Annotated in this window: 16 protein-coding genes; 7 read left to right on the forward strand and 9 right to left on the reverse strand. The window is 72.4% G+C overall.

Annotation, left to right across the window (positions count from 1 at the left end):
- Positions 1-326: 326 nt before the first annotated feature.
- Positions 327-1,106, reverse strand: a complete 780-nt coding sequence (locus ABFJ78_RS10900) for an aminotransferase class IV (RefSeq protein ID WP_436385766.1) — start codon at positions 1,104-1,106, stop codon at positions 327-329.
- Positions 1,106-1,978 carry a peptidylprolyl isomerase gene (locus ABFJ78_RS10905; protein ID WP_436385767.1) on the reverse strand — a complete coding sequence of 291 codons (873 nt, stop codon included), beginning with the start codon at positions 1,976-1,978 and terminating at the stop codon, positions 1,106-1,108. Before ABFJ78_RS10905 ends, ABFJ78_RS10900 begins: the two co-directional genes overlap by 1 nt.
- A 147-nt stretch (positions 1,979-2,125) precedes the next feature.
- On the opposite strand from ABFJ78_RS10905, the gene ABFJ78_RS10910 reads away from it, so the two are divergent.
- Positions 2,126-2,692 carry an MBL fold metallo-hydrolase gene (locus ABFJ78_RS10910; RefSeq protein ID WP_436385768.1) on the forward strand — a complete coding sequence of 189 codons (567 nt, stop codon included), beginning with the start codon at positions 2,126-2,128 and terminating at the stop codon, positions 2,690-2,692.
- 2 nt (positions 2,693-2,694) lie between these two features.
- Positions 2,695-3,336 (forward strand): hypothetical protein, encoded by a 642-nt coding sequence (locus ABFJ78_RS10915; RefSeq protein WP_436385769.1) that lies wholly within the window; start codon positions 2,695-2,697, stop codon positions 3,334-3,336.
- Here ABFJ78_RS10915 and ABFJ78_RS10920 read toward each other — a convergent pair.
- The 3 genes from ABFJ78_RS10920 to ABFJ78_RS10930 all read right to left on the reverse strand — a co-directional run bounded on the left by ABFJ78_RS10920 (position 3,308) and on the right by ABFJ78_RS10930 (position 6,249).
- Positions 3,308-3,553 carry a hypothetical protein gene (locus tag ABFJ78_RS10920; protein WP_436385770.1) on the reverse strand — a complete coding sequence of 82 codons (246 nt, stop codon included), beginning with the start codon at positions 3,551-3,553 and terminating at the stop codon, positions 3,308-3,310. The genes ABFJ78_RS10915 and ABFJ78_RS10920 overlap by 29 nt on opposite strands.
- A 72-nt stretch (positions 3,554-3,625) precedes the next feature.
- On the reverse strand, positions 3,626-5,200 hold the full coding sequence (locus tag ABFJ78_RS10925; protein WP_436385771.1) for a YibE/F family protein: 1,575 nt from the start codon (positions 5,198-5,200) through the stop codon (positions 3,626-3,628).
- Positions 5,201-5,271: 71 nt separating this feature from the next.
- Positions 5,272-6,249, reverse strand: coding sequence for a GlxA family transcriptional regulator (locus ABFJ78_RS10930; protein WP_436385772.1), 978 nt, complete (start codon positions 6,247-6,249; stop codon positions 5,272-5,274).
- A gap of 98 nt (positions 6,250-6,347) precedes the next feature.
- Between ABFJ78_RS10930 and ABFJ78_RS10935 the strand changes: the two genes are divergently transcribed.
- The 5 genes from ABFJ78_RS10935 (at position 6,348) to ABFJ78_RS10955 (ending at position 12,767) form a co-directional block, all read left to right on the forward strand.
- On the forward strand, positions 6,348-7,052 hold the full coding sequence (locus tag ABFJ78_RS10935) for a DJ-1/PfpI family protein (protein WP_436385773.1): 705 nt from the start codon (positions 6,348-6,350) through the stop codon (positions 7,050-7,052).
- Between the two features lie 101 nt (positions 7,053-7,153).
- On the forward strand, positions 7,154-10,153 hold the full coding sequence (locus ABFJ78_RS10940) for a BTAD domain-containing putative transcriptional regulator (RefSeq protein WP_436385774.1): 3,000 nt from the start codon (positions 7,154-7,156) through the stop codon (positions 10,151-10,153).
- A gap of 126 nt (positions 10,154-10,279) precedes the next feature.
- Positions 10,280-10,762, forward strand: coding sequence for a hypothetical protein (locus tag ABFJ78_RS10945; RefSeq protein WP_436385775.1), 483 nt, complete (start codon positions 10,280-10,282; stop codon positions 10,760-10,762).
- 95 nt (positions 10,763-10,857) lie between these two features.
- The gene (locus ABFJ78_RS10950) at positions 10,858-11,235 is read left to right on the forward strand and encodes an SPW repeat protein (protein WP_372665557.1); all 378 of its coding nucleotides are present in this window, start codon (positions 10,858-10,860) and stop codon (positions 11,233-11,235) included.
- An 80-nt stretch (positions 11,236-11,315) separates the two neighbouring features.
- Complete coding sequence (locus ABFJ78_RS10955; RefSeq protein ID WP_436385776.1) at positions 11,316-12,767, forward strand: MFS transporter; 1,452 nt, start codon at positions 11,316-11,318, stop codon at positions 12,765-12,767.
- Positions 12,768-12,771: 4 nt separating this feature from the next.
- Here ABFJ78_RS10955 and ABFJ78_RS10960 read toward each other — a convergent pair whose 3' ends face one another.
- The 4 genes from ABFJ78_RS10960 to ABFJ78_RS10975 form a co-directional block, all read right to left on the reverse strand.
- Positions 12,772-13,836 (reverse strand): DNA polymerase ligase N-terminal domain-containing protein, encoded by a 1,065-nt coding sequence (locus tag ABFJ78_RS10960; protein WP_436385777.1) that lies wholly within the window; start codon positions 13,834-13,836, stop codon positions 12,772-12,774.
- A 153-nt stretch (positions 13,837-13,989) separates the two neighbouring features.
- Entirely contained in the window at positions 13,990-15,999 is a 2,010-nt protein-coding gene (locus ABFJ78_RS10965; protein ID WP_436385778.1) for an ABC transporter ATP-binding protein, read from the reverse strand.
- Positions 15,996-17,729, reverse strand: a complete 1,734-nt coding sequence (locus ABFJ78_RS10970) for an ABC transporter ATP-binding protein (RefSeq protein WP_436385779.1) — start codon at positions 17,727-17,729, stop codon at positions 15,996-15,998. The genes ABFJ78_RS10965 and ABFJ78_RS10970 overlap by 4 nt, the downstream gene beginning before the upstream one ends.
- Positions 17,723-18,391: a TetR/AcrR family transcriptional regulator gene (locus ABFJ78_RS10975; RefSeq protein WP_436385780.1), complete on the reverse strand. Its 669-nt coding sequence runs from the start codon at positions 18,389-18,391 to the stop codon at positions 17,723-17,725. Before ABFJ78_RS10975 ends, ABFJ78_RS10970 begins: the two co-directional genes overlap by 7 nt.
- Between the last annotated feature and the right edge of the window lie 303 nt (positions 18,392-18,694).

The following is an 18,694-nucleotide window of genomic DNA, read 5'->3' on the forward strand; positions in this document are numbered from 1 at the left end:
GGTCGGCACCTCTCCCCGGTGACCCCGGCGGGTCCCGGTGTTGCCCCTCTACACGGGGGCGGAGCGAGTGCGGTTCAGATCTCGCGGCCGCCGGTGGACATGAACGACCCGTTCCTGTCGCCGGACGTCAGGGTTCCGGCAAAGTCAGGTCAGCGCGGCCGATCCGGTCGCCCGCACGTCATGAACGGGTCGTTCACCTCGTCAGACGACATGAACGACCCTTTCATGACATCGCCGCGACGCCGGGCAGACCGCGCGGCCACGACTTTGCCGGAGCCCGGTCGCCGGACGTCATGAAAGAGTCGTTCATGACGTCCGGGGTCGGTTCAGATCTCGTCCCACGGCACGGTTTCGTACGCCCGCGCGAGCAACTCCACCGCCCGGTCCGCGGGCGGCAGCACGAGGTCGTCGACGGAGGCGACCGCGCGCCCCGGGGTCTCGGAGTTCGTCACGAACATCGCGTCGAAGAAACGCAAGTCCGCGGGCCGGACTTCGCGCGTCTCCTGCGGGACACCCAGGCGGCGCAACGCTTCCTTCTGCGCCAGCATCGTGATCCCCGGCAGCACCGCGGCTTCCGGCCACACGACCGTGTCGCCGGCCAGGAAACCGGCGTTCCACACCGAGGCTTCGCTGATCCGGCCGGCCGGGTCGACGAACAGCGCGTCGTCGTAGCCGGCCAGCTCGGCCTGGCGGGAGTGGTAGATCAGCCCGAACGTGCCGAGGTGCTTCACCTGCGGCAGATCCCGCTGGTACCGGACCGTCCGCAGGCGCAGCGGCGCCGGCTCGGGCGGGTGCGGCGGGAGCGTCCGGACCAGGATTTCCGGCACGAGGGGCTCGTCGAACGAGCGCGTGACCACCATGACCCGCACCGAAAGCGCCGGTTCGCCGGCGATCGCGTGGCGGACGTAGGACCGCACCCGGTCGACGTCGAGGTCGGTGCCGAACAGCAGCCGGGTGCTCGTCGCGAGCCGCTCCAGGTGGAACGCGAGCCCGCGGACCCGCCCGTCCCGGACCTGCATCGCGGTGAAATGACCGTAGGAGGTCATCCCCGCGACGAAGGCGTCCGGGCCGAGCGGGTCCCCGTTCAGCTCGATGCGCGCCGCCACTACTGGACGGTCACGCCCGTGAACTTCACCTGCTTCGTCGGCGCCCCGGTGCCGTCCTGCGGGTTCGGGTTCGCGATGCCGGCCTTGGCGACGGCGTCGAGGACCTTGAGGCCCTCGTCGCTGATGCTGCCGAACACCGAGTAGTCCGCCGGGAGGCCGTCGGCGTTGCCGTAGACCATGAAGAACTGGCTGCCGCCGGAGTTCGGGGCGGACGTCTTCGCCATCGCGAGGATGCCGCGGCCGTACTTGATCTCCGGGAACGCCTCGTCCGGCATCGTGTAACCGGGGCCGCCCTGGCCGTCCTGGGTCGGGTCGCCGGTGGCCGAGGGGTCACCGCACTGCAGCATCTGCAGGCCCTCGGTGCCGAGCCGGTGGCACATGGTGTCGTTGTAGAAGTTCTGCTTGGCCAGGCTGATGAAGCTCTGCACCGCGCACGGCGCGAGCGCCCGGTCGAGCGTCAGCGGGATGTCGCCCGCGGTGCTCTTCAGCGTCACGTTCACCGTGCCGGTCGACGGGACGTTCTTGCCGTCGGGCAGGTTGACCTTCTTCGGCGCCTTGCCCGTCGTGTCGGCCTTGAAGTCGCACGTCGTCGGGTTCGGCAGCGCCGTGGCCCGCTTCGGCAGCGCCGTGCGCTGCGTCGGGATCTGGAGGTCGGTCGGCGGCGGAGCGGCCGAGGACGACGCCGCCGTGTCGGTGGCGTCACCGCCGTTGGCGCTCACGATCCACACCACCACGCCCGCCACGACGAGCACGGCCACGCCGACGACACCAGCGCCGATCCTCCTGCGTCGCTTCTGCTGCTCCAATCGGCGCTCGAGCTGCCTCTCGAGCTTGCGCTTCGCAGCTTCGCGGCGCTGCTGGTTGGTCGCCACCCCGTACCCTCCAGGTTTCCGCTCGTGTCACACGTCTGAGGTAGCGGCAGTGTATGGGCACAGCCTGTGAGGACCATGTACAGGGCCCGCTAGTCTCAACCCGATCGTGATCGGCGCCATCCGGCGCGGAAGTCCGGGAGGCGTTCGGTGCTCGTCGTCGGGTTCGGCAGCGGCCCGCTGCAGGCCAACTGCTACCTGCTGGCGGAGGCCGCCGGCGGGCCGTGCGTGGTCGTGGATCCGGGCCAGGAGGTGGTCACCCCGCTGACCGCCGCGCTCGCCGAGCACCGGCTGGTCCCGGCGGCTCTCGTGGCCACCCACGGGCACGCGGACCACGTCGCTTCGGCGGCCTCGCTGGCGGCTGAGCACGGCGTCCCGCTGCGCCTGCACCCCGCCGACGCGCGGCTGTACGACGGCGACAGCGTCCCGCTCGAGCCAGGCACCTTCGCCGGGCTGGACATCGACGTCCGGCACGTACCGGGGCACACGCCGGGCTCGGTGGTGCTGAGCCTGGCGACGGCCGAGGGCGGCCGGCTCGCGCTGACCGGCGACACGCTGTTCGCCGGCTCGGTCGGCCGCGGCGCCGACCCGGAAGCGGTGCGCGAGCTGCTGACGAGCCTGCCGGACGACGCGGTGGTGCTGCCGGGCCACGGCCCGGCGACGACGATCGGCCGGGAACGCGCGGGCAACCCGTTCCTCGCCGGGACGGGGGCCTGAGGATGGCGGAAGAGACGACCGAGCGGCTGGCGCTGTTCGAGGAGGACCCGCGCGGGCGCCGTCGCCGCGGGATCTCGGGCCTGATCGGCGTGGTGATCGTCGCGGCCGCGTTCGGCGGCGTCGCCGGCCTGATCGGCGGCACCCTGATCGGGCTGATCGTGGCGCTCGTGATCGCGCTGCCGCTGCTGTACGTGATGGCGGTCAGCATCCGCCGCCGGGTCTGGCTGGAGGGCTCGACGCTGCTGGTGCGGACCTGGGGCCTGCGCCGCGTCGACCTGGTCACCGCGACGCGGCTCGACCTGGTGATCGGCGACGTCCGCGGCTCCCGCACGGTGAGCCTGCTGGTCAACGCCGGCCAGCGCGGCAAGGTGGCGAAGGTCGACCTCGCGGTGTTCTCCGGCACCGGCGGCCGCGAGCTGGGCATCCTGCAGCTGCGGAAGCTGGCGAACGCGCTGATGAACAACACCGAGGCGAACGGCCTGGTGTTCGGCGAGCTGCTGGTCGCCGAGCTGAAGGCCGAGGCGCGTGGCACCGGCGTGGCCGACCGCCCGCTCTACCGGCTGGCGTCGGTGGCGCCGTCCGGCAAGTACGTGCAGCGGTTCACGATGGAGGCCGTCAGCCGGTTCGTGGCGACTCTCGACTGAGCTCCTCGTCCGCCTCGCGCAGCTGTTCGAGCTGGTAGACGAGCTCCGGGACCTCTTGGGCGATGTAGGCGGCGAGGCGCTCGACGTGGTGCAGGGTGGCGCGGACGTCCTCCAGGGCCGTGGCGATGCGCGGCAGCGACTCGACGGCCTGGACAGTGGCGGTGACCACCCGCAGCGCACTCCGCACGAGGCACCGCGGGCCGGCGAGCAGGAACATCGCGCCTCCCGGTTCGGCTGCCGCCTTCCTACCGCGCTTGACCAGCGGTGTCGCGCCCGGGGTGCGCCGATGTTACGGGTGGGACGGAACGGCCTTCGTGGTGCTGCTGAGGTACCCGGCGGGCTCGCGGGAGGCGATCAGCGCGGCCAGGATCGTCGTCACCGGGACGGCCGCCACGATGCCGACGCTGCCGGCGAGCGTCCGGACGATCTCCTGCGCGATCTCTTCGCTGCCGAGCAGCGCGCCCAGCCCGACGCCGGAGATCGACGAGTACAGCAGCACCGGCAGCGCGGCCCCGGCGTAGGCCATCACGAGCGTGTTGACCGCCGACCCGACGTGGTCGCGGCCGATCCGCAGGCCCGAGCGGTACAGCTCCTGCCACGTCAGGTCCGGGTTGGCGCGGCGCAGCTCCCAGACCGCGCTGGTCTGGGTGACGGTCACGTCGTCGAGCACGCCGAGCGCGCCGATCACGACGCCGGCCAGCAGGAGTCCCCGGGCGTCGATGCCGTGGCCGAGCGACCCGATGAGGGTCGACGTGCTGTCGTCGAGCCCGGTCAGGGAGGCCGCGGCGGAGAAGATCGCCGACAGGACGCCGATGAGGGCCAGGCTGACCAGCGTGCCGAGGACGGCCGCGGACGTTCTCGCCGACAGCCCGTGGGTCAGGTAGAGCGCGATGAACATGATCGCGCCGGACCCGGCGATGGCCACGACCAGCGGGTTCTCCCCGGCGAGGATGGCCGGGAGGACGAAGAGCGCGATCACGACGAAGGACAAGCCGAGCGCGGCGAGCGCGGCGAGGCCCTGCCAGCGGCCGAGCACCAGCACGGCGACCGCGAAGAGCGCGGCCAGCACGAACAGCGGGGTGCCGCGCTGGAAGTCCACGAGCTGGAAGCTGGCCGGGTCGCCGGCGTTGCCCCCGTTGTAGGCGAGCACGACGGCGTCGCCGGCGGAAAACCGCGGCGTGCTCGGCTCGATCGGGACGGTCAGCTTCAGCTGCTTCCCGCTCGCCGGGCCGTCGGTCATGGTGAGGTCGACCGTCAGGCAGGGCTTGGCGTTCGGGTCCGTCTGGTCGCCGACCTGGACCTGGCCCTGGGCGAGGCAGGGACCGGTCGCGGTCGACGTGATGTTCGCGGCCACGGGCGTGCCCTGCGGGACGACGCTCGTCGGGTCCGGCTTGCCCCAGGGGTACAGCACGATCATGCCGACGACGGTCGCCAGCGCGAGCGGGGCGAGCAGCCAGATCAGCAGCAGCTTGACGCGCTTCGACGCCGGCGCGGCGGGCCCGTGGCCGTGCCCATGGCCGGTTTCGGGCTCGGGTTTCTTAGCGGGGCGCGGCTTGGCGCCGGCCGGGACCGGCTGCGGCCCGGTGTCCCCGCGGCGCGCGGTGCGCTGGGGGCCGGTGTCCGTTCGCCGGGCGGTGCGCTGGGGACCGGTGTCGGTGCGCTTGTCCGCGCCGGGAACGCGCTGGGCGCCGGTGTTCGCGACCCGCTGCGGCCCGGTGTCGGCGCGGCGGCGAACCGGCGCCGCACCCTCGGGCGGGACCCGGCGGACGGGCTTCCGGGGCGTCGCGCCCGGCGAAGGGGACACCTCGTCCGTGATCCGGCGAATCGGGCCGGTTGCGTCGTTGTCCGGGTCGGGGCGGTCCACGCGCACATCCTGACAGCGGGATCGCACCGCCCGCACGAGGGGCCGCCGAGGGTCCGGTTCCTCCCGATGCGTCAGCCGTGGGCCTGGCGGACGTGGACGCGCCGGTACGCCGACGGCGGGGTGTCGAAGTGGTCGAGGAAGGCCTGGCGCAACGTCTCCGTCGAGCCGAAGCCGCAGCGGCGCGCGATCGTCGCCAGCGGGAGGTCCGTGCCCGACAGCATCCGCGCCGCGTGCTCGGTGCGGACCGTGCGGACGTACTTGCCCGGCGTCGTGCCGAGGTGGGCGTCGAAGAGCCGGGTCAGCTGGCGGGTGCTGAGGCCCGCCCGGCCGGCGAGCGCCGGGGTGCCGAGGTCCGCGTCGAGGTGCTCGGCGATGTACGCGGTGAGGTCGCGGACCTCGCGGTGCTCCGGCGGCGGTCCGGCCAGGAACAGGCTGACCTGGGCCTGGTTGCCGGGCCGCTGCAGGTACGTCACCAGCGACCGGGCGACTTCGCGGGCCAGCGTCGGCCCGTGGTCGGCCTCCACGAGCGCCATGGTGAGGTCGAGGCCGCTGGTCACGCCGGCGGCGGTGTAGACGTTGCCGTGCTGGATGTAGAGCGGCACGGGATCGACTGTCACCGCCGGGTAGGCGTCGGCCAGCTTCGCCGCCCAGCGCCAGTGGGTCGTCGCGCGGCGGCCGTTGAGCAGCCCCGCCGCGGCGAGCACCTCCGCACCCGTGCAGACCGACGCCACCCGCCTGCTGGTCTGGGCCAGCCGCCGGATGTGGGCGAGCACGCGTTCGTCGGACGCGGCCGTCGTGCTGCCCCAGCCACCCGCGACGACCAGCGTGTCGAGGTCGGCCGCCACCTGGTCGAGCCGCAGGTGGGGCTGCAGGATCAGGCCGGAGCACGTGCGGATGGCCTGGCCGTCGATCGTGGCGAGCCGGATCTCGTACGGCGGGCGGGCGCCGTGGCGGTTGGCGGCGTCGAGGACGTCGGCCGGGCAGGCGACGTCCAGCAGCTCCACGTCGGGGAATCCGACGATCGTGACCCGTCTGGGTGAGCCTGCCATGATCGCACGCTAGCAGCCGGACCGGCCTTCGGACGCGGTTCGCAGGATTTCGGACATCCGGATCCGGCGGGACCGCGGCCGCCGCCAGGGTGAGGGCCATGACCGCTGCGCAGAAGACCCTCGCCTTCGTCGTCTACCCGGGGCTCACGCCGCTGGACCTGGTGGGCCCGCTCCAGGTGCTGAGTGCCTTGGCCCAGATGGATTCCGGCTACCGGACCGTCGTCGTGGGCGCCACGAAGGACACCATCGGCACCGACACCCCGTTGTGCGTCGCGCCGAGCCACACGTTCGACGAAGTGCCGTCGCCGTACGCGGTGCTGGTGCCCGGCGGCACCGTGCCGACGCTCCGCGCGATGGCGGACGAGCGCCTGCTCGCCTGGCTGCGTTCCGCGGCCGCCGGTGCCGAGCTGGTGACGTCGGTCTGCACCGGCTCGATGGTCCTCGGCGCGGCCGGGCTGCTCGAGGGCAAGCGGGCGACGACGCACTGGATGTTCCGCGACGTGCTGACCGGCCTCGGCGCGACGCCGGTCGCCGAGCGGTGGGTCGAAGACGGCCGGGTGATCACCGCGGCGGGCGTCTCGGCGGGCATCGACCTGGCGCTGCACCTGGTGGAACGGCTGGCCGGCCGGCAGGTCGCGACGAACATCCAGTTCGCCATCGAGTACGACCCCGAGCCGCCGCAGGGGCGCCTGGACTGGGCGAACCAGCCCTACGGCGACCTGAAGCCGCTGCGCGAGCACACGCTGCGGGCCGGGCTGGCCGACCAGCCGGAGCTCCTGGGCCGGCTCCTGGCGAACGCCTGAACCAACGTCGTCGGCCATCCGGGTGATCGAGGGAAAAGCCCAGCGTCGGACGGCTAGATTCAGCTCGCTCGATCAGGTGATCTCGCGGGTGGGGTGTAGCCGTGCGGTTCCAGGTCCTCGGTCCGCTGACCGCCACCGTCGGGCTGCCGTCGGCGGCCCAGCCGCGGCGGCTGCTGGCCGTGCTGCTCGCGCGCGCCGGCCAGTTCGTCGGCCGCGACACGCTGGTCGACGAGCTGTGGCCGGACGGCGCGCCGTCGAGCGCCGCGGCGATCGTGCAGGTCACCGTGTCGAAGCTGCGCAAGACGCTCTCGCCCGGCTTCGGGGCCGCCGAGGCCGGGCAGCGCCTGCGGTCCGGGCCGCGGGGCTACGCGTTGTCCGTCGAGCCGGGCGAGCTGGACGCGGACGACTTCCTCACGCTGCTGTCCGCGGGCGCCGACGACCGCGCGCAACGCCGCCGCGCGCTCGAACGGGCGCTGGCGTGCTGGCGGGGCGACGCGTTCGCCGACGTCACCGGCGGGCCGCTGCTGGAGGCCCACAAGCTGTGGCTGGAGGACCGGCGCTCGGCGGCGTTGCTGCAGCTGGTCGAGCTGGAGCTCGCCGACGGCGACGGCCGGGCGGTCGTCGAACGGCTCGACCCGGTCGTCGCGGCCCGGCCGGCCGACGAGCGTTTCGCGGCCCGGCTCGCGTCCGCGCTCGGCTCGGTCGGCCACCGCGAGTCGGCGCTGGAGGTGCTCCGCCGGACGCGGCGGGCGCTGTGGGAAGAGGCGGGCGTGTGGCCGGGCGACGACCTCGTCGCGGTGTACCGCCGGATCGCCGGCACCGAGTGGACGACGCCGGGCCCGCCCGCGCAGCTGCCGCCGGCGGTGCCCGATTTCACCGGCCGCGCGGCCGAGCTCGCCGACACCGGCCGGGCCCTGCGCGGCTCCGGACCGGTCGTGCTGCACGGGGCCGCCGGAGCCGGGAAGTCGGCGCTGGCCGTCCAGGCGGCTTGGCGGGCGCGCCGCCGCTTCCCCGACGGCCAGCTGACCGCGTCGCTGCGGGACGCCGAGCCGGCGACCGTCCTCACCGGGTTCCTGCGCCTGCTCGGCGCGACGCCGGCGGAACTGGCCGACCGCGCCGGCCTGACGGGGTTGTGGCGCAGCTACACCGCGGACCGCCGGCTGCTGGTGCTGCTGGAGGACGTCACGACCGAGGCGCAGGTGCGGGCGCTGCAGCCGAGCGGGCCCGGTTGCGCGACGCTGGTCACGACGCGCCGTGAGCTGCCCGGCCTGTGCGGGGCGCGGCCGGTCCCGGTGGCCGGACTGTCCACAGAGGACGCGTGGGCGCTGCTGGCGGCGCTCGCGGGGGAGGCGCGGCTGCGCGCGGAACCTGTGGCGGCGCACCGGGTTCTCGAGTGCTGCGCCGGGCTGGCGCTCGCGGTCCGGATCGCCGGGGTGAAGCTGGCAGCCCGCCCGGGCCGGCGGGTGGCGGAGCTGGCGGCCAGGTTGGCCGACGACCGCCGCCGGCTCGACGAGCTGGCCACGGGCGACCTCGCGGTCCGGGCGGCGGTGACTTCGGCGTTGCGGGAGCGCCCGGCGGCGGACCGGTCGTTGCTGAGGATGTTGGCGGCGTTCGAGGGCCCGGTGCCGGACTGGTGCGTGGCGGCGCTGCTGGACCGGCCGTCGGAGGAGGCCCGCGACCGGCTCGAGGAATTGGCGGCGGCGCATCTGGTGGAACGGGCTGGGGGAGAAGCTCCTCGACTGGATGTCGGTGACCAAGCCGACGGAACCCTTCGGCCCGATGTCGGCACTCACTGGGCCTTACCGCCCCTCACCCGGCTCCTCGTCATCGAAACCCCGGAAACCGACCCCGCCGCCCTCCGCCGCGCCTGCGAAGTCACCCTCGCCCTCGCCGAGCACGCCCGCGGCCGCACGCCCGTCGACCTCCCGAAACCCGATCCCGCCGCCGCGAAACGAGTTGCCGCCGATCCCGAAGCCTGGGCTGCCCGAGAAACCTCGCACCTCGCCGCGGCCGCGCGGCTCGCCGGAGCGCACGGCTGGCACGACCTCACCGAACGGCTCGCCGACGCCTGCACCGCGCTGGCCGGCACGCCGTGGCTCGGGCACGCTGCCCGGGCCGTGTCGGTGCTCGGGCTGGCCGCCGCCCGGCGGCGGCAGGATCCGCGCGCCGAAGCCGAAAAGCTTTACAACCTCGGCTCGGTGCACTGGCAGCACGGCCGCGGCCGGCAGGCGCGCAACTACTTCGTCATGGCCGAAAACCGGTTCCGGCAGCTCGACGACCCGCAGGGCACCGGCGCGGTGCTGGCCGCGCTCGCCGACGTCCACCTCGACGGCGGTGATCCGCGGGCCGCCGAGGCCGAGCTGGTCGAAGCCCTCGGCCTGCTGCGCGCGTGCGGTGACCGCCACGGGCAGGCCGCCGCGGCCGCGCAGCTGGGGTCGCTGGCCGAAGACGTCGGGGACGTGCGGCGCGCGGTCGAGAGCTTCGAGGTCAGCATGCTGCTCGCGAGCGAGTGCGACGACGGCCGCGGGCACGACCAGGCCGCCAAGCGCTACGCCGACGTCCTGCGCCGCCACGGCGGCTACGACCGGGCCGCCGACCTGCTCACCGGCGCGCTCGGCGGCGCCGTCCGGACCCGCGAGCGGCACTGGGAGGCGCACGTCCTGCGCAGCCTGGGCGCCCTGCACACCGAGGCCGGCGAGCCGCTCGACGGCGAACGCTTCCTGACGCGGTCGCTGACGCTGTTCGAGCAGATCGGGCACCGGCACGCCGCCGCCTACACCCACCGCTGCCTCGCCGAAGCGCGCCGCGGCGCGGGTGATCCGGCGGGCGCGCGGTGGCACCTGCGCGTCGCGATGGGCGTGTTCCGCGAGCTTCGTGACCGCCGCGGCGCCGGCTACACCCTGCTCAGCCTCGGCCGGACCCACGCGGACGAGGGCGCCGGGCCGGAGGCCGCGCGCCTGCTGCGGACGTCGGCCGGCCTCTTCCGCGAGCTCGGGTTCCCGTTGTGGGAGCTGCGCGCGCTGCGGGAGCTCACCGCCGTCACCAGTGAATCCCCGGCCCGGGACCGCACTCGTGAAGTCTTGACGAAGATCAGGACCTGACCCCGCCGCCGCGCCGGCCCGCGCCGCGGCGTTTGGCGAAGTTATGGCCCTCCCGTTTTGGCTGCCGCCGTTCGGATCGTCGTACCGAGGAGGCAAGGCATGCCGGGACAACGGATGCTCGCGCGCGTGGCTGTGGGACTGACCGCTTCGGCCGCGACGGTGGTCTTCGCGACCATCGGCACCGCGTCGGCGAGCGTCGAGGTCACGAAGCTCACTCAGGCGCAGGCGGCGTCGCAGCTGTCCGCCGCCGGGGTGACGCACTCGTCGAGCGGGGGCTGCACCACGCGGTCGAACTCGACCTGCACGTCCTACGAGCAGATCAACCAGAGCACCGTCAGCGGCGTGATCACGCTGAAGCGGGCGAGCGGCTGCGCGATCAACATCACCGGCGGCACCGAGGTCGGCCACGCGTCGGGCACCTACAGCCACTACAACGGCTACAAGGTCGACATCTCGCACAACAGCTGCATCGACGCCTACATCAAGAACAGCTTCGGCTACATCGGGCTGCGCGGCGACGGCTACCCGCAGTGGAAGGCCGGCTCCGGCAACCTCTACTGCGACGAGGGCAACCACTGGGACATCACGTACTACACCTGCGGCTGCTGAGTTCCCGGCCGGGGCCTGCCCGTTTCGAGGGCTGCGGGCAGGCCCCGGTTACCGGCCGCTACCGCGGGGTACCTCTCCGGGGTGGAGGTGACGAGATGACTTCGCACAGCACCCCGGCCGGCCGGCAGCGGACCGCCGTCATCGGCGCCGCCGCGGGCTTCGTCCTGCTCGCCGGTCTTTACCTCGTGCTCGCCCCCTGGGTCACCGGCTTCGGCGGGGCGGGTGTGCTCGCGTTGAGCAACACCGTCGTCGGCCTGGTCCTGGTCGCGCTGGCCATCGCCCGCACCGCGACGCGGCGCCTGCGGTTCCTCGGCTGGGTCGTCCCGGTGCTCGGCGCGTGGACGGCGCTTTCGCCGTGGCTGCTGCGCTCCGCGGCGGAGACGCAGCCGTCGACGGCCGCGCTCGTCGGCAACGTGGTCGCCGGCGCGGTGGTCGTCGTGGCGGGCGTGGTCGTGCTCGTCCGCGGCGACTGATCTCGCAGCGGGGGAGATGAGCCCACCGCCTCGGTGTTCGTACGGTCGGTCGCACGATCGGAACGAGCATGGGAGCGCGGATGACCCTCGCGGAATCGGCGCGGCCGGACGCGGCCGCGCGGCAGGCGGAACCCCGCCGGCTGGCGGCCCTGATCCTGCTCTGCGCGGCCAACTTCATGGTGATCCTGGACGCCCAGAGCGTGATCATGGGCGTGCCGGTGATCGCGGCGGACCTCGGGCTCTCGCCGGTCGAGGCCCAGTGGATCCTCTCGGGCAACCTGCTGACGTTCGGCGGGTTGCTGCTGCTCGGCGGCCGGGCCGCGGACCTGCTGGGCCGCCGCCGGGTGTTCATGCTCGGGACCGTGCTGTTCCTGCTGGTCTCGATCCTCTCCGCGCTCGCGACGGCCGCGCCGCTGCTGCTGGCGGCCCGGGCGCTGCACGGCGTTTCGGCGGCGCTGATGGCGCCGACCGCGATGGCGATCCTCACCGACACGTTCCCGGAGGGCCGGGCGCGCAACCGCGCGCTGGCGGCGTGGTCCGCGATCGCCGCGGTGGGCGCGACAACGGGTCTCCTGCTCGGCGGGGCGCTGCTCGACAAACTGGGGTGGCAGTCGCTGTTCTACGTCAACGTCCCGGTCGCGATCGTGATGCTCGTGCTGAGCCCGGTGCTGCTGCGGGAAAGCCGGGACGCCTCGGCGTCGCGCACCTTCGACGTCGCCGGGGCGGTCCTGGGCACCGCGGCGCTCGCGCTGCTGGTCTACCTGCTGGTCGAAGCGCCGCAGCTGGGCTGGACGAGCTTCCCGGTCCTGGGGCTCGGCGCGCTCTTCGTGGTGCTGACCGGCTTGACGGTCCTGGTGGAGAAGCGCTCGGTGAACCCGCTGCTGCCCGCGCGGCTCTTCCGGTCGACCACCGTGCTGGGCGCCAACCTGCTGACGATCGTGGCGCTGGTGCCGGGCTTCGGGATGTCGGTCGTGCTTTCGCAGTACTCGCTGGGGGTGCTGGGCTACACGCCGATCCAGTTCGGGCTGAGCCAGTCGGCGATGCCGATCGCGTCGGTGGTGGGCGCGTTCGCGGCGCAGGCGGGCATGGCCCGGCGCGGCGTCCGCCCGGTCGCGGTGACGGCGTTGCTGCTGCTCGGGATCGGCTGCGCGCTGCTGGTCGGCATCTCGGCCGACAGCGCGTACTTCACGGCCGTGTTCCCCGGCCTGGTGCTGTTCGGCCTCGGGCTGGGCGCGGGCCCGGTGGCGCTCGCGGCGGCGGCGCTCTCGGGCGCCACCAAAGCCGACGCGGGCATCGCATCCGGCACGAGCACGGCGGCGTTCCAGATCGGCGGCGCGTTCGGGGTCGCGGTGGCGTCGACGGTCATCGCGTCGAGCATGGCCGCCACGCCCGGGCCGGCCGGGGCGCTGGCCGGGTTCCACGAGAGCCTGGTGATCTGTGCGGTGGTCGCGGTGGCGGGGGCGGTGCTCGCGGTGGTCCTGCTGAAGGACGCGCGGCGCGGGCCGCTCACTGTCCTGCCGCGGGTGCACTGAGCTTTCAGTTCCCGATGAACACCCAGTCGCCGGAGCCGGGCCGGTACGGACCGTCGGCCCGCTTGGCGACCACGCCCGGCAGGCCGTGCTGGCGGCTGGCGCCGAGGACGTCCTCGCCGCCGCCGGCGAAGTAGCGGGGGACCTGCCAGTGGCGGTCGGCCACCGGCAGGTCCGCCAGCAGCTGACGGCGTTCGGTGTAGGGCAGGTCCAGGGTCGGCCGGCCGTCGAGGTGCAGGACGTCGCAGGCGAAGTAGAACACCGGGCAGTGCGCCTTGAGCCGCTTCGCCGCGTTGCCGTCGGCCCGGCGGCGCTCCTCGAGGCCTTGCGGGTAGGGCTTGCCGTCCTTGATCACGACGACTTCGCCGTCCAGCAGCACTTCCGTCGACCCGAGCTCTTCGCCCAGCTTGTGCAGTTCGGGGTAGCGGCCGGTGACGTCGGCGCCGGTGTCGTCGTGCGCGGTGACGCGGCCGCCGGAGACGAGCAGCATCGTGCGCAGGCCGCCCCAGGCGAACTCGTAGGCCCAGTCGTCGTCCTCGGCCGGCAGCTCGCCTGCGACGGCCGTCATCGGCTCGAGGAACTCGGGGGCGTCTTCGTGCCCGGGCTCGGCCGGGTCGAGGCGCCGCAGCATCCAGTCGCGGTCGTCGTCGGCGTTGTGCCGGTTGAGGAAGAGGTACTTGCCGCGCGCCCGCTCGCCGTGGAAGACGACCTCGACCTTGTGGTCGTTCCAGTGCAGGGTTTCGTACTTCCCGGTGTCCCACACGGTCATCCGGCCGCCCCCGTACTCGCCGGCCGGGATTTCGCCCTCGAAGGTGAGGTACTCCATGGGGTGGTCTTCGGTGTGCACCGCGAGCCGGTTCACCCCGGGCGCGAGCGGCAGCCCGCGCGGGACGGCCCAGGACACGAGCACGCCGTCGCGTTCCAGCCGGAAGTCCCAGTGCAGCCGGGAAGCGTGGTGCTCCTGGATGACGAAGAGGTCGTTGCCCCCGGGCTCGGGCGGGCCGTCGGGCCAGGGTTCGGGGGTGCGGTCCCGGCCGCGCTTGCCGCGGTACTCCTCGAGTTTGTCCGCCATCGCCGCCCCGGTACCCCTTCCACTCGGGAGCGTCCAGGGTACCGGGGGAGCGCGGCGGCCCGTTCCCGGGCGCGGCCGAAGGTAGTGAATGACTCATTCATGTCGCCAGGCGACATGAATGAGTCATTCACTACGGTTGCGATTCCGGCGAGATCAGTCCGTTTCCGCCATGGCTTCGGCGAACTGAGCCGCGTACAGCCGGGCGTAGGCGCCGCCGCTGCCGAGCAGCGTTTCGTGGTCGCCGTGCTCGACGATCTGCCCGTGCTCCATCACCAGGATCACGTCCGCGTCGCGGATCGTCGAGAGCCGGTGGGCGATCACGAAGCTCGTGCGCCCGCTGCGCAGCGAGTTCATCGCCCGCTGGATGAGCACCTCGGTGCGCGTGTCCACCGAACTCGTCGCCTCGTCCAGGATCAGGATCACCGGCTTGGCCAGGAACGCGCGCGCCACCGTGATCAGCTGCTTCTCGCCCGCGCTGACCGTGCCGCCCTCGTCGTCGAGCACCGTCTCGTAGCCGTCCGGCAACGTCCGGACGAACCGGTCGACGTGCGTCGCCTTCGCCGCTTCGATGATCTCCTCGCGGCTCGGGTCGTCCGCGCCGTAGGCGATGTTCTCCGCGATCGTGCCGCCGAACAGCCACGCGTCCTGCAGCACCATGCCGGTCTGGTCGCGCAGCTCCTCGCGGTTCATCTTCGCGATGTCGACGCCGTCGAGCGTGATCCGCCCGCTGTCCAGCTCGTAGAACCGCATGAGCAGGTTGACCAGCGTCGTCTTGCCCGCGCCGGTCGGGCCGACGATCGCCACCGTCTGGCCGGGTTCGACGGTCAGGGACAGGTCGTCGATCAGCGGCTTGTCCGGCAGGTAGCGGAACGAGACGTCCTGGAACTCGACGCGGCCGCGGATCACCGCGGGCCGCTCCGGGTGTTCCGGTTCCGGCGCCTGCTCCTCGGCGTCGAGCAGCGCGAACACCCGCTCGGCCGACGCGACCCCGGACTGCAGCAGGTTCGCCATGCTGGCGATCTGCGTGACCGGCTGGCTGAACTGGCGCGAGTACTGGATGAACGCCTGCACCTCGCCGAGGGTCAGGCTGCCCGAGGCGACGCGCAGCGCGCCGATCACGGCCACCAGCACGTAGCTCAGGTTGCCGATGAACATCATCGCCGGCTGGATCATCCCGGAGATGAACTGCGCCCGGAAGCTCGCCTCGTACAGCGTTTCGTTCTGCTTGTCGAAGATCGCCCCGGACTCCTCGCGCCGGCCGAACACCTTGACCAGCGAGTGGCCGGTGTACATCTCCTCGACGTGCGCGTTGAGCTTCCCGGTCGTCGACCACTGCTTGATGAAGTTCGGCTGCGCCCGCTTGCCGATCTTCGCCGCGACGACGGCCGACAGCGGCACCGTGAGCAACGCGATCACCGCCAGCAGCGGCGAGATCAGGAACATCATGATCAGCACGCCGATCACCGTCAGCAGCGACGAGACGATCTGCGACAGCGTCTGCTGCAGCGACATCGCCAGGTTGTCGATGTCGTTGGTGACGCGGGACAGCACCTCACCGCGCGGCTGGCGGTCGAAGTACTTCAGCGGCAGCCGCGAGAACTTCGCTTCGACGTCCTCGCGCAGCCGGTACACCGCGTGCTGCACCAACGTCGTCGTCAGCCGGGCCTGGATCAGCCCGAAGAACGACGCGATGACGAACAGCGCCAGCACGACCAGCAGGATCTGCCCGACCTTGTCGAAGTCGATGCCCACGCCGGGCACGAGGTCGACGCGGCCGTAGATGTCGGCGAGCGTGCCGTCGCCGCGGGCGCGCAGCCCGGCGACGACCTGCTCCTTGGTGACCCCCGGCGGCACCTGCTTGCCGAGCACGCCGGCCAGGATCGCGTCGGTGGCCTGGCCGAGGATCTTCGGCCCGATCACGGTCAGCGCGACGCTGGCCGCGCCGAGCACGAGCACGCCGATCAGGTGCAGCCGCTGCGGGGCCAGCATCCGCAGCAGCCGCTTGAGGGACCCCTTGAAGTCGAGGGCCTTCTCCGGCGGGGCGCCGCCGGCCATCCACCGGCCCGGGCCGACGGTCGCGGCCCCGGTGTTCTTCTGCCGCTCGGCGGTCGGCCGTTCGCCGGCGTCGGTGACGGCGGCCTTGGGCGATTCGGTCGTGCTCACGCCGCCTCCTGCTCGGTGAGCTGCGACAGCACGATTTCGCGGTAGGTCTCGTTGCCGTCGAACAGTTCGTGGTGGGTACCGGTACCGACGACGCGGCCCTCGTCGAGGACGATGATGCGGTCGGCGCCCCGGATGGTGCTGACCCGCTGGGCCACGATGATCACCGTCGCGTCGGCGGTCTCGGAGACGAGCGCGCGGCGCAGGGCCGCGTCGGTCGCGTAGTCCAGCGCCGAGAACGAGTCGTCGAACAGGTAGATCTCGGGTTTGTGCACCAGCATCCGCGCGATCGCGAGCCGTTGCCGCTGGCCGCCCGAGACGTTCGTGCCGCCCTGGGCGATCGGCGCCTCGAGACCGCCTTCCATCGCCTCGACGAAGTCCTTGCCCTGCGCCACTTCCAGCGCGTGCCACAGCTCTTCGTCGGTGGCGTCCGGGTTGCCGTAGCGCAGGTTGCTCGCGACCGTCCCGGCGAACAGGTACGGCTTCTGCGGCACCAGCCCGACGGCGCGGGCGAGCACCGCCGGGTCGAGGTCGCGGACGTCGACGCCGTCGACCTTCACCGTGCCGCGGGTGGCGTCCATCAGCCGCGGAATGAGGTTCAGCAGCGTCGTCTTGCCGGTACCGGTGGACCCGATCACGGCGGTGGTCTCACCCGGCCGCCCGATCAGCGAAATGTCCTGCAGCACCGGCTTTTCCGCACCGGGGTAGCGGAACTCGACGCCGGACAGCTCCAAGTGCCCGTGCACCGCGCCGGGGCGGATCGGCGACACCGGCGGGCGGACGCTCGACTCGGTGTCGAGGACCTCGCTGATCCGCTCGGCGCTGACCTCCGCGCGCGGCACCATCATGAACATGAACGTGGCCATCATGACGGCCATCAGGATCTGCAGCAGGTAGGACAGGAACGCCGTCATGGCCCCGATCTGCATGCTGCCGGAGTCGATGCGCTGCCCGCCGAACCACAGCACGGCGACGCTGGAGGCGTTCATCACCAGCATGACGATCGGGAACATCAGCGCCATCAGGCGGCCGACCCGCAGCGACACGGTGAGCAGCTGGTCGTTCGCTACGTCGAAGCGCTCGCGTTCGTGCTTGTCGCGGACGAACGCGCGGATGACGCGGATGCCCATGATCTGCTCGCGCAGCACCTGGTTGATCCGGTCGATCCGCTCCTGCATGAGCCGGAACGCCGGGCGCATCTTGGTGATGATCGTGCCGACCGCGATCGCCAGCACCGGCACGATCACCAGCAGCAGCCCCGACAGCGGCACGTCGAGGTTCAGCGCCAGGATGATCCCGCCGACGCACATGATCGGCGCGGACACCATCAGCGTCAGCGTCATGACCACGAGCATCTGGATCTGCTGGACGTCGTTGGTGGTGCGGGTGATCAGCGACGGCGTGCCGAACTGGCCGACCTCGCGGGCCGAGAAGTCCTGCACCCGGTGGAAGACCCCGGACCGGATGTCCCGGCCGACCGCCATCGCGGTGCGGGCGCCGTAGTACACCGCGCCGATGGAGCCCGCGATCTGGGCGAGCGTCACGGCCAGCATCACCGCGCCGACGCGCAGGATGTACTCCATGTCGCCCTTGATCAGCCCGTTGTCGACGATGTCGGCGTTGAGCGTCGGCAGGTAGAGCATGGCGATCGTCTGCACGAGCTGCAGCACCACGATCACCCACAACGTGGTTTTGTACGGGCGCAGGTGCGCGCGCAGGAGCTTGACTAGCAAAACGGTTCCCCCAGTGGTGTGGTGGTGGTGTTCGGTCCGGGTGGCGGTGCGGTGCCGCCGGTCAGGGTGGGCATCCCGGCGGCCAGCTCGTCCAGCAGCCGTTCCAGGGTCGGGAGGAACGGCTCGCCCTCGGTCATGAACCAGTTGACGAAGGCGACGCGGACAGCGCTTTCCACCGTGGATGCCATCAGCCGGCACAGGAGGTGGTCCGCTCCGCCCGCCCGCTTCGCGATGGTCTCGGCGAGGACGCGCTCGACCGCCGCGTGGGCGTTGAGGAACTCGCCGCGCAGCATGAGCTGGCCCATCAGCTCCCGGATACGCGCAACATACGCGCGATCCGGCTCGCCCTCACGCGAATATTGGTGGATCACCGCCTGCTTGACCGACTCCCAGAGCGGCTCGCCCTCGGGCCGGGCGAGCAGGGCTTCGCGCATCCCCTCGTGGCGGTCGACGACCATCGAGCAGACCGCCTGCTCCTTGCTCGAGAAGTAGTTGTTGAATGTCCGCGGCGAGACCCCGACCTCGTTCGCGATGTCCTCGACGCGGACGTTCTCCAGCCCGCGGTCCAGCGTGAGCCGCAACGCGGCCTGCGCGAGGGCCCGGCGGGCCTCGCGCTTCTTGCGTTCCCGCAGCGTCAGCTTCGGTGGTTCCTCCGGCGGCATGAACGGAGTGTAGCGAAAAACTTGCGTGCCCCGCAAAAAACTGCGGGGCACGCAAGAATCTGGGCGAACCGGACAGGGGTGGATTCCGTCGTGCGCGGCCGCCCGGCCTGCGGTATCGGCGTCCGTGTGCGTTCCGTTGCGGGGCGCAAATTGCAAAAATGGACCGATTGGCCTAACGCACTGCGCTCACCAGGAGCTACGTGCCGAAAATCCGCTCACTGCGCGCGATCGCGCGGGGACCGGCTGTGGACATCTGGCGAGGCTTTCTGCTTGCATGTCGGGCGTCGCCGCCGGGGGTCGGCG

Origin of the sequence: Amycolatopsis sp. MEPSY49, from assembly GCF_051337345.1 — a bacterium.
Taxonomy (GTDB): domain Bacteria; phylum Actinomycetota; class Actinomycetes; order Mycobacteriales; family Pseudonocardiaceae; genus Amycolatopsis.

Excerpts from the sequence above, each read along its gene's own strand:
- ABFJ78_RS10960 (WP_436385777.1), bottom strand. The coding sequence starts at position 13,836 with ATGGCGGACAAACTCGAGGAGTACCGCGGCAAGCGCGGCCGGGACCGC.
- ABFJ78_RS10920 (WP_436385770.1), bottom strand. The coding sequence starts at position 3,553 with ATGTTCCTGCTCGCCGGCCCGCGGTGCCTCGTGCGGAGTGCGCTGCGG.
- ABFJ78_RS10975 (WP_436385780.1), bottom strand. The coding sequence starts at position 18,391 with ATGCCGCCGGAGGAACCACCGAAGCTGACGCTGCGGGAACGCAAGAAG.
- ABFJ78_RS10935 (WP_436385773.1), top strand. The coding sequence starts at position 6,348 with ATGACCGCTGCGCAGAAGACCCTCGCCTTCGTCGTCTACCCGGGGCTC.
- ABFJ78_RS10955 (WP_436385776.1), top strand. The coding sequence starts at position 11,316 with ATGACCCTCGCGGAATCGGCGCGGCCGGACGCGGCCGCGCGGCAGGCG.
- ABFJ78_RS10915 (WP_436385769.1), top strand. The coding sequence starts at position 2,695 with ATGGCGGAAGAGACGACCGAGCGGCTGGCGCTGTTCGAGGAGGACCCG.
- ABFJ78_RS10930 (WP_436385772.1), bottom strand. The coding sequence starts at position 6,249 with ATGGCAGGCTCACCCAGACGGGTCACGATCGTCGGATTCCCCGACGTG.
- ABFJ78_RS10950 (WP_372665557.1), top strand. The coding sequence starts at position 10,858 with ATGACTTCGCACAGCACCCCGGCCGGCCGGCAGCGGACCGCCGTCATC.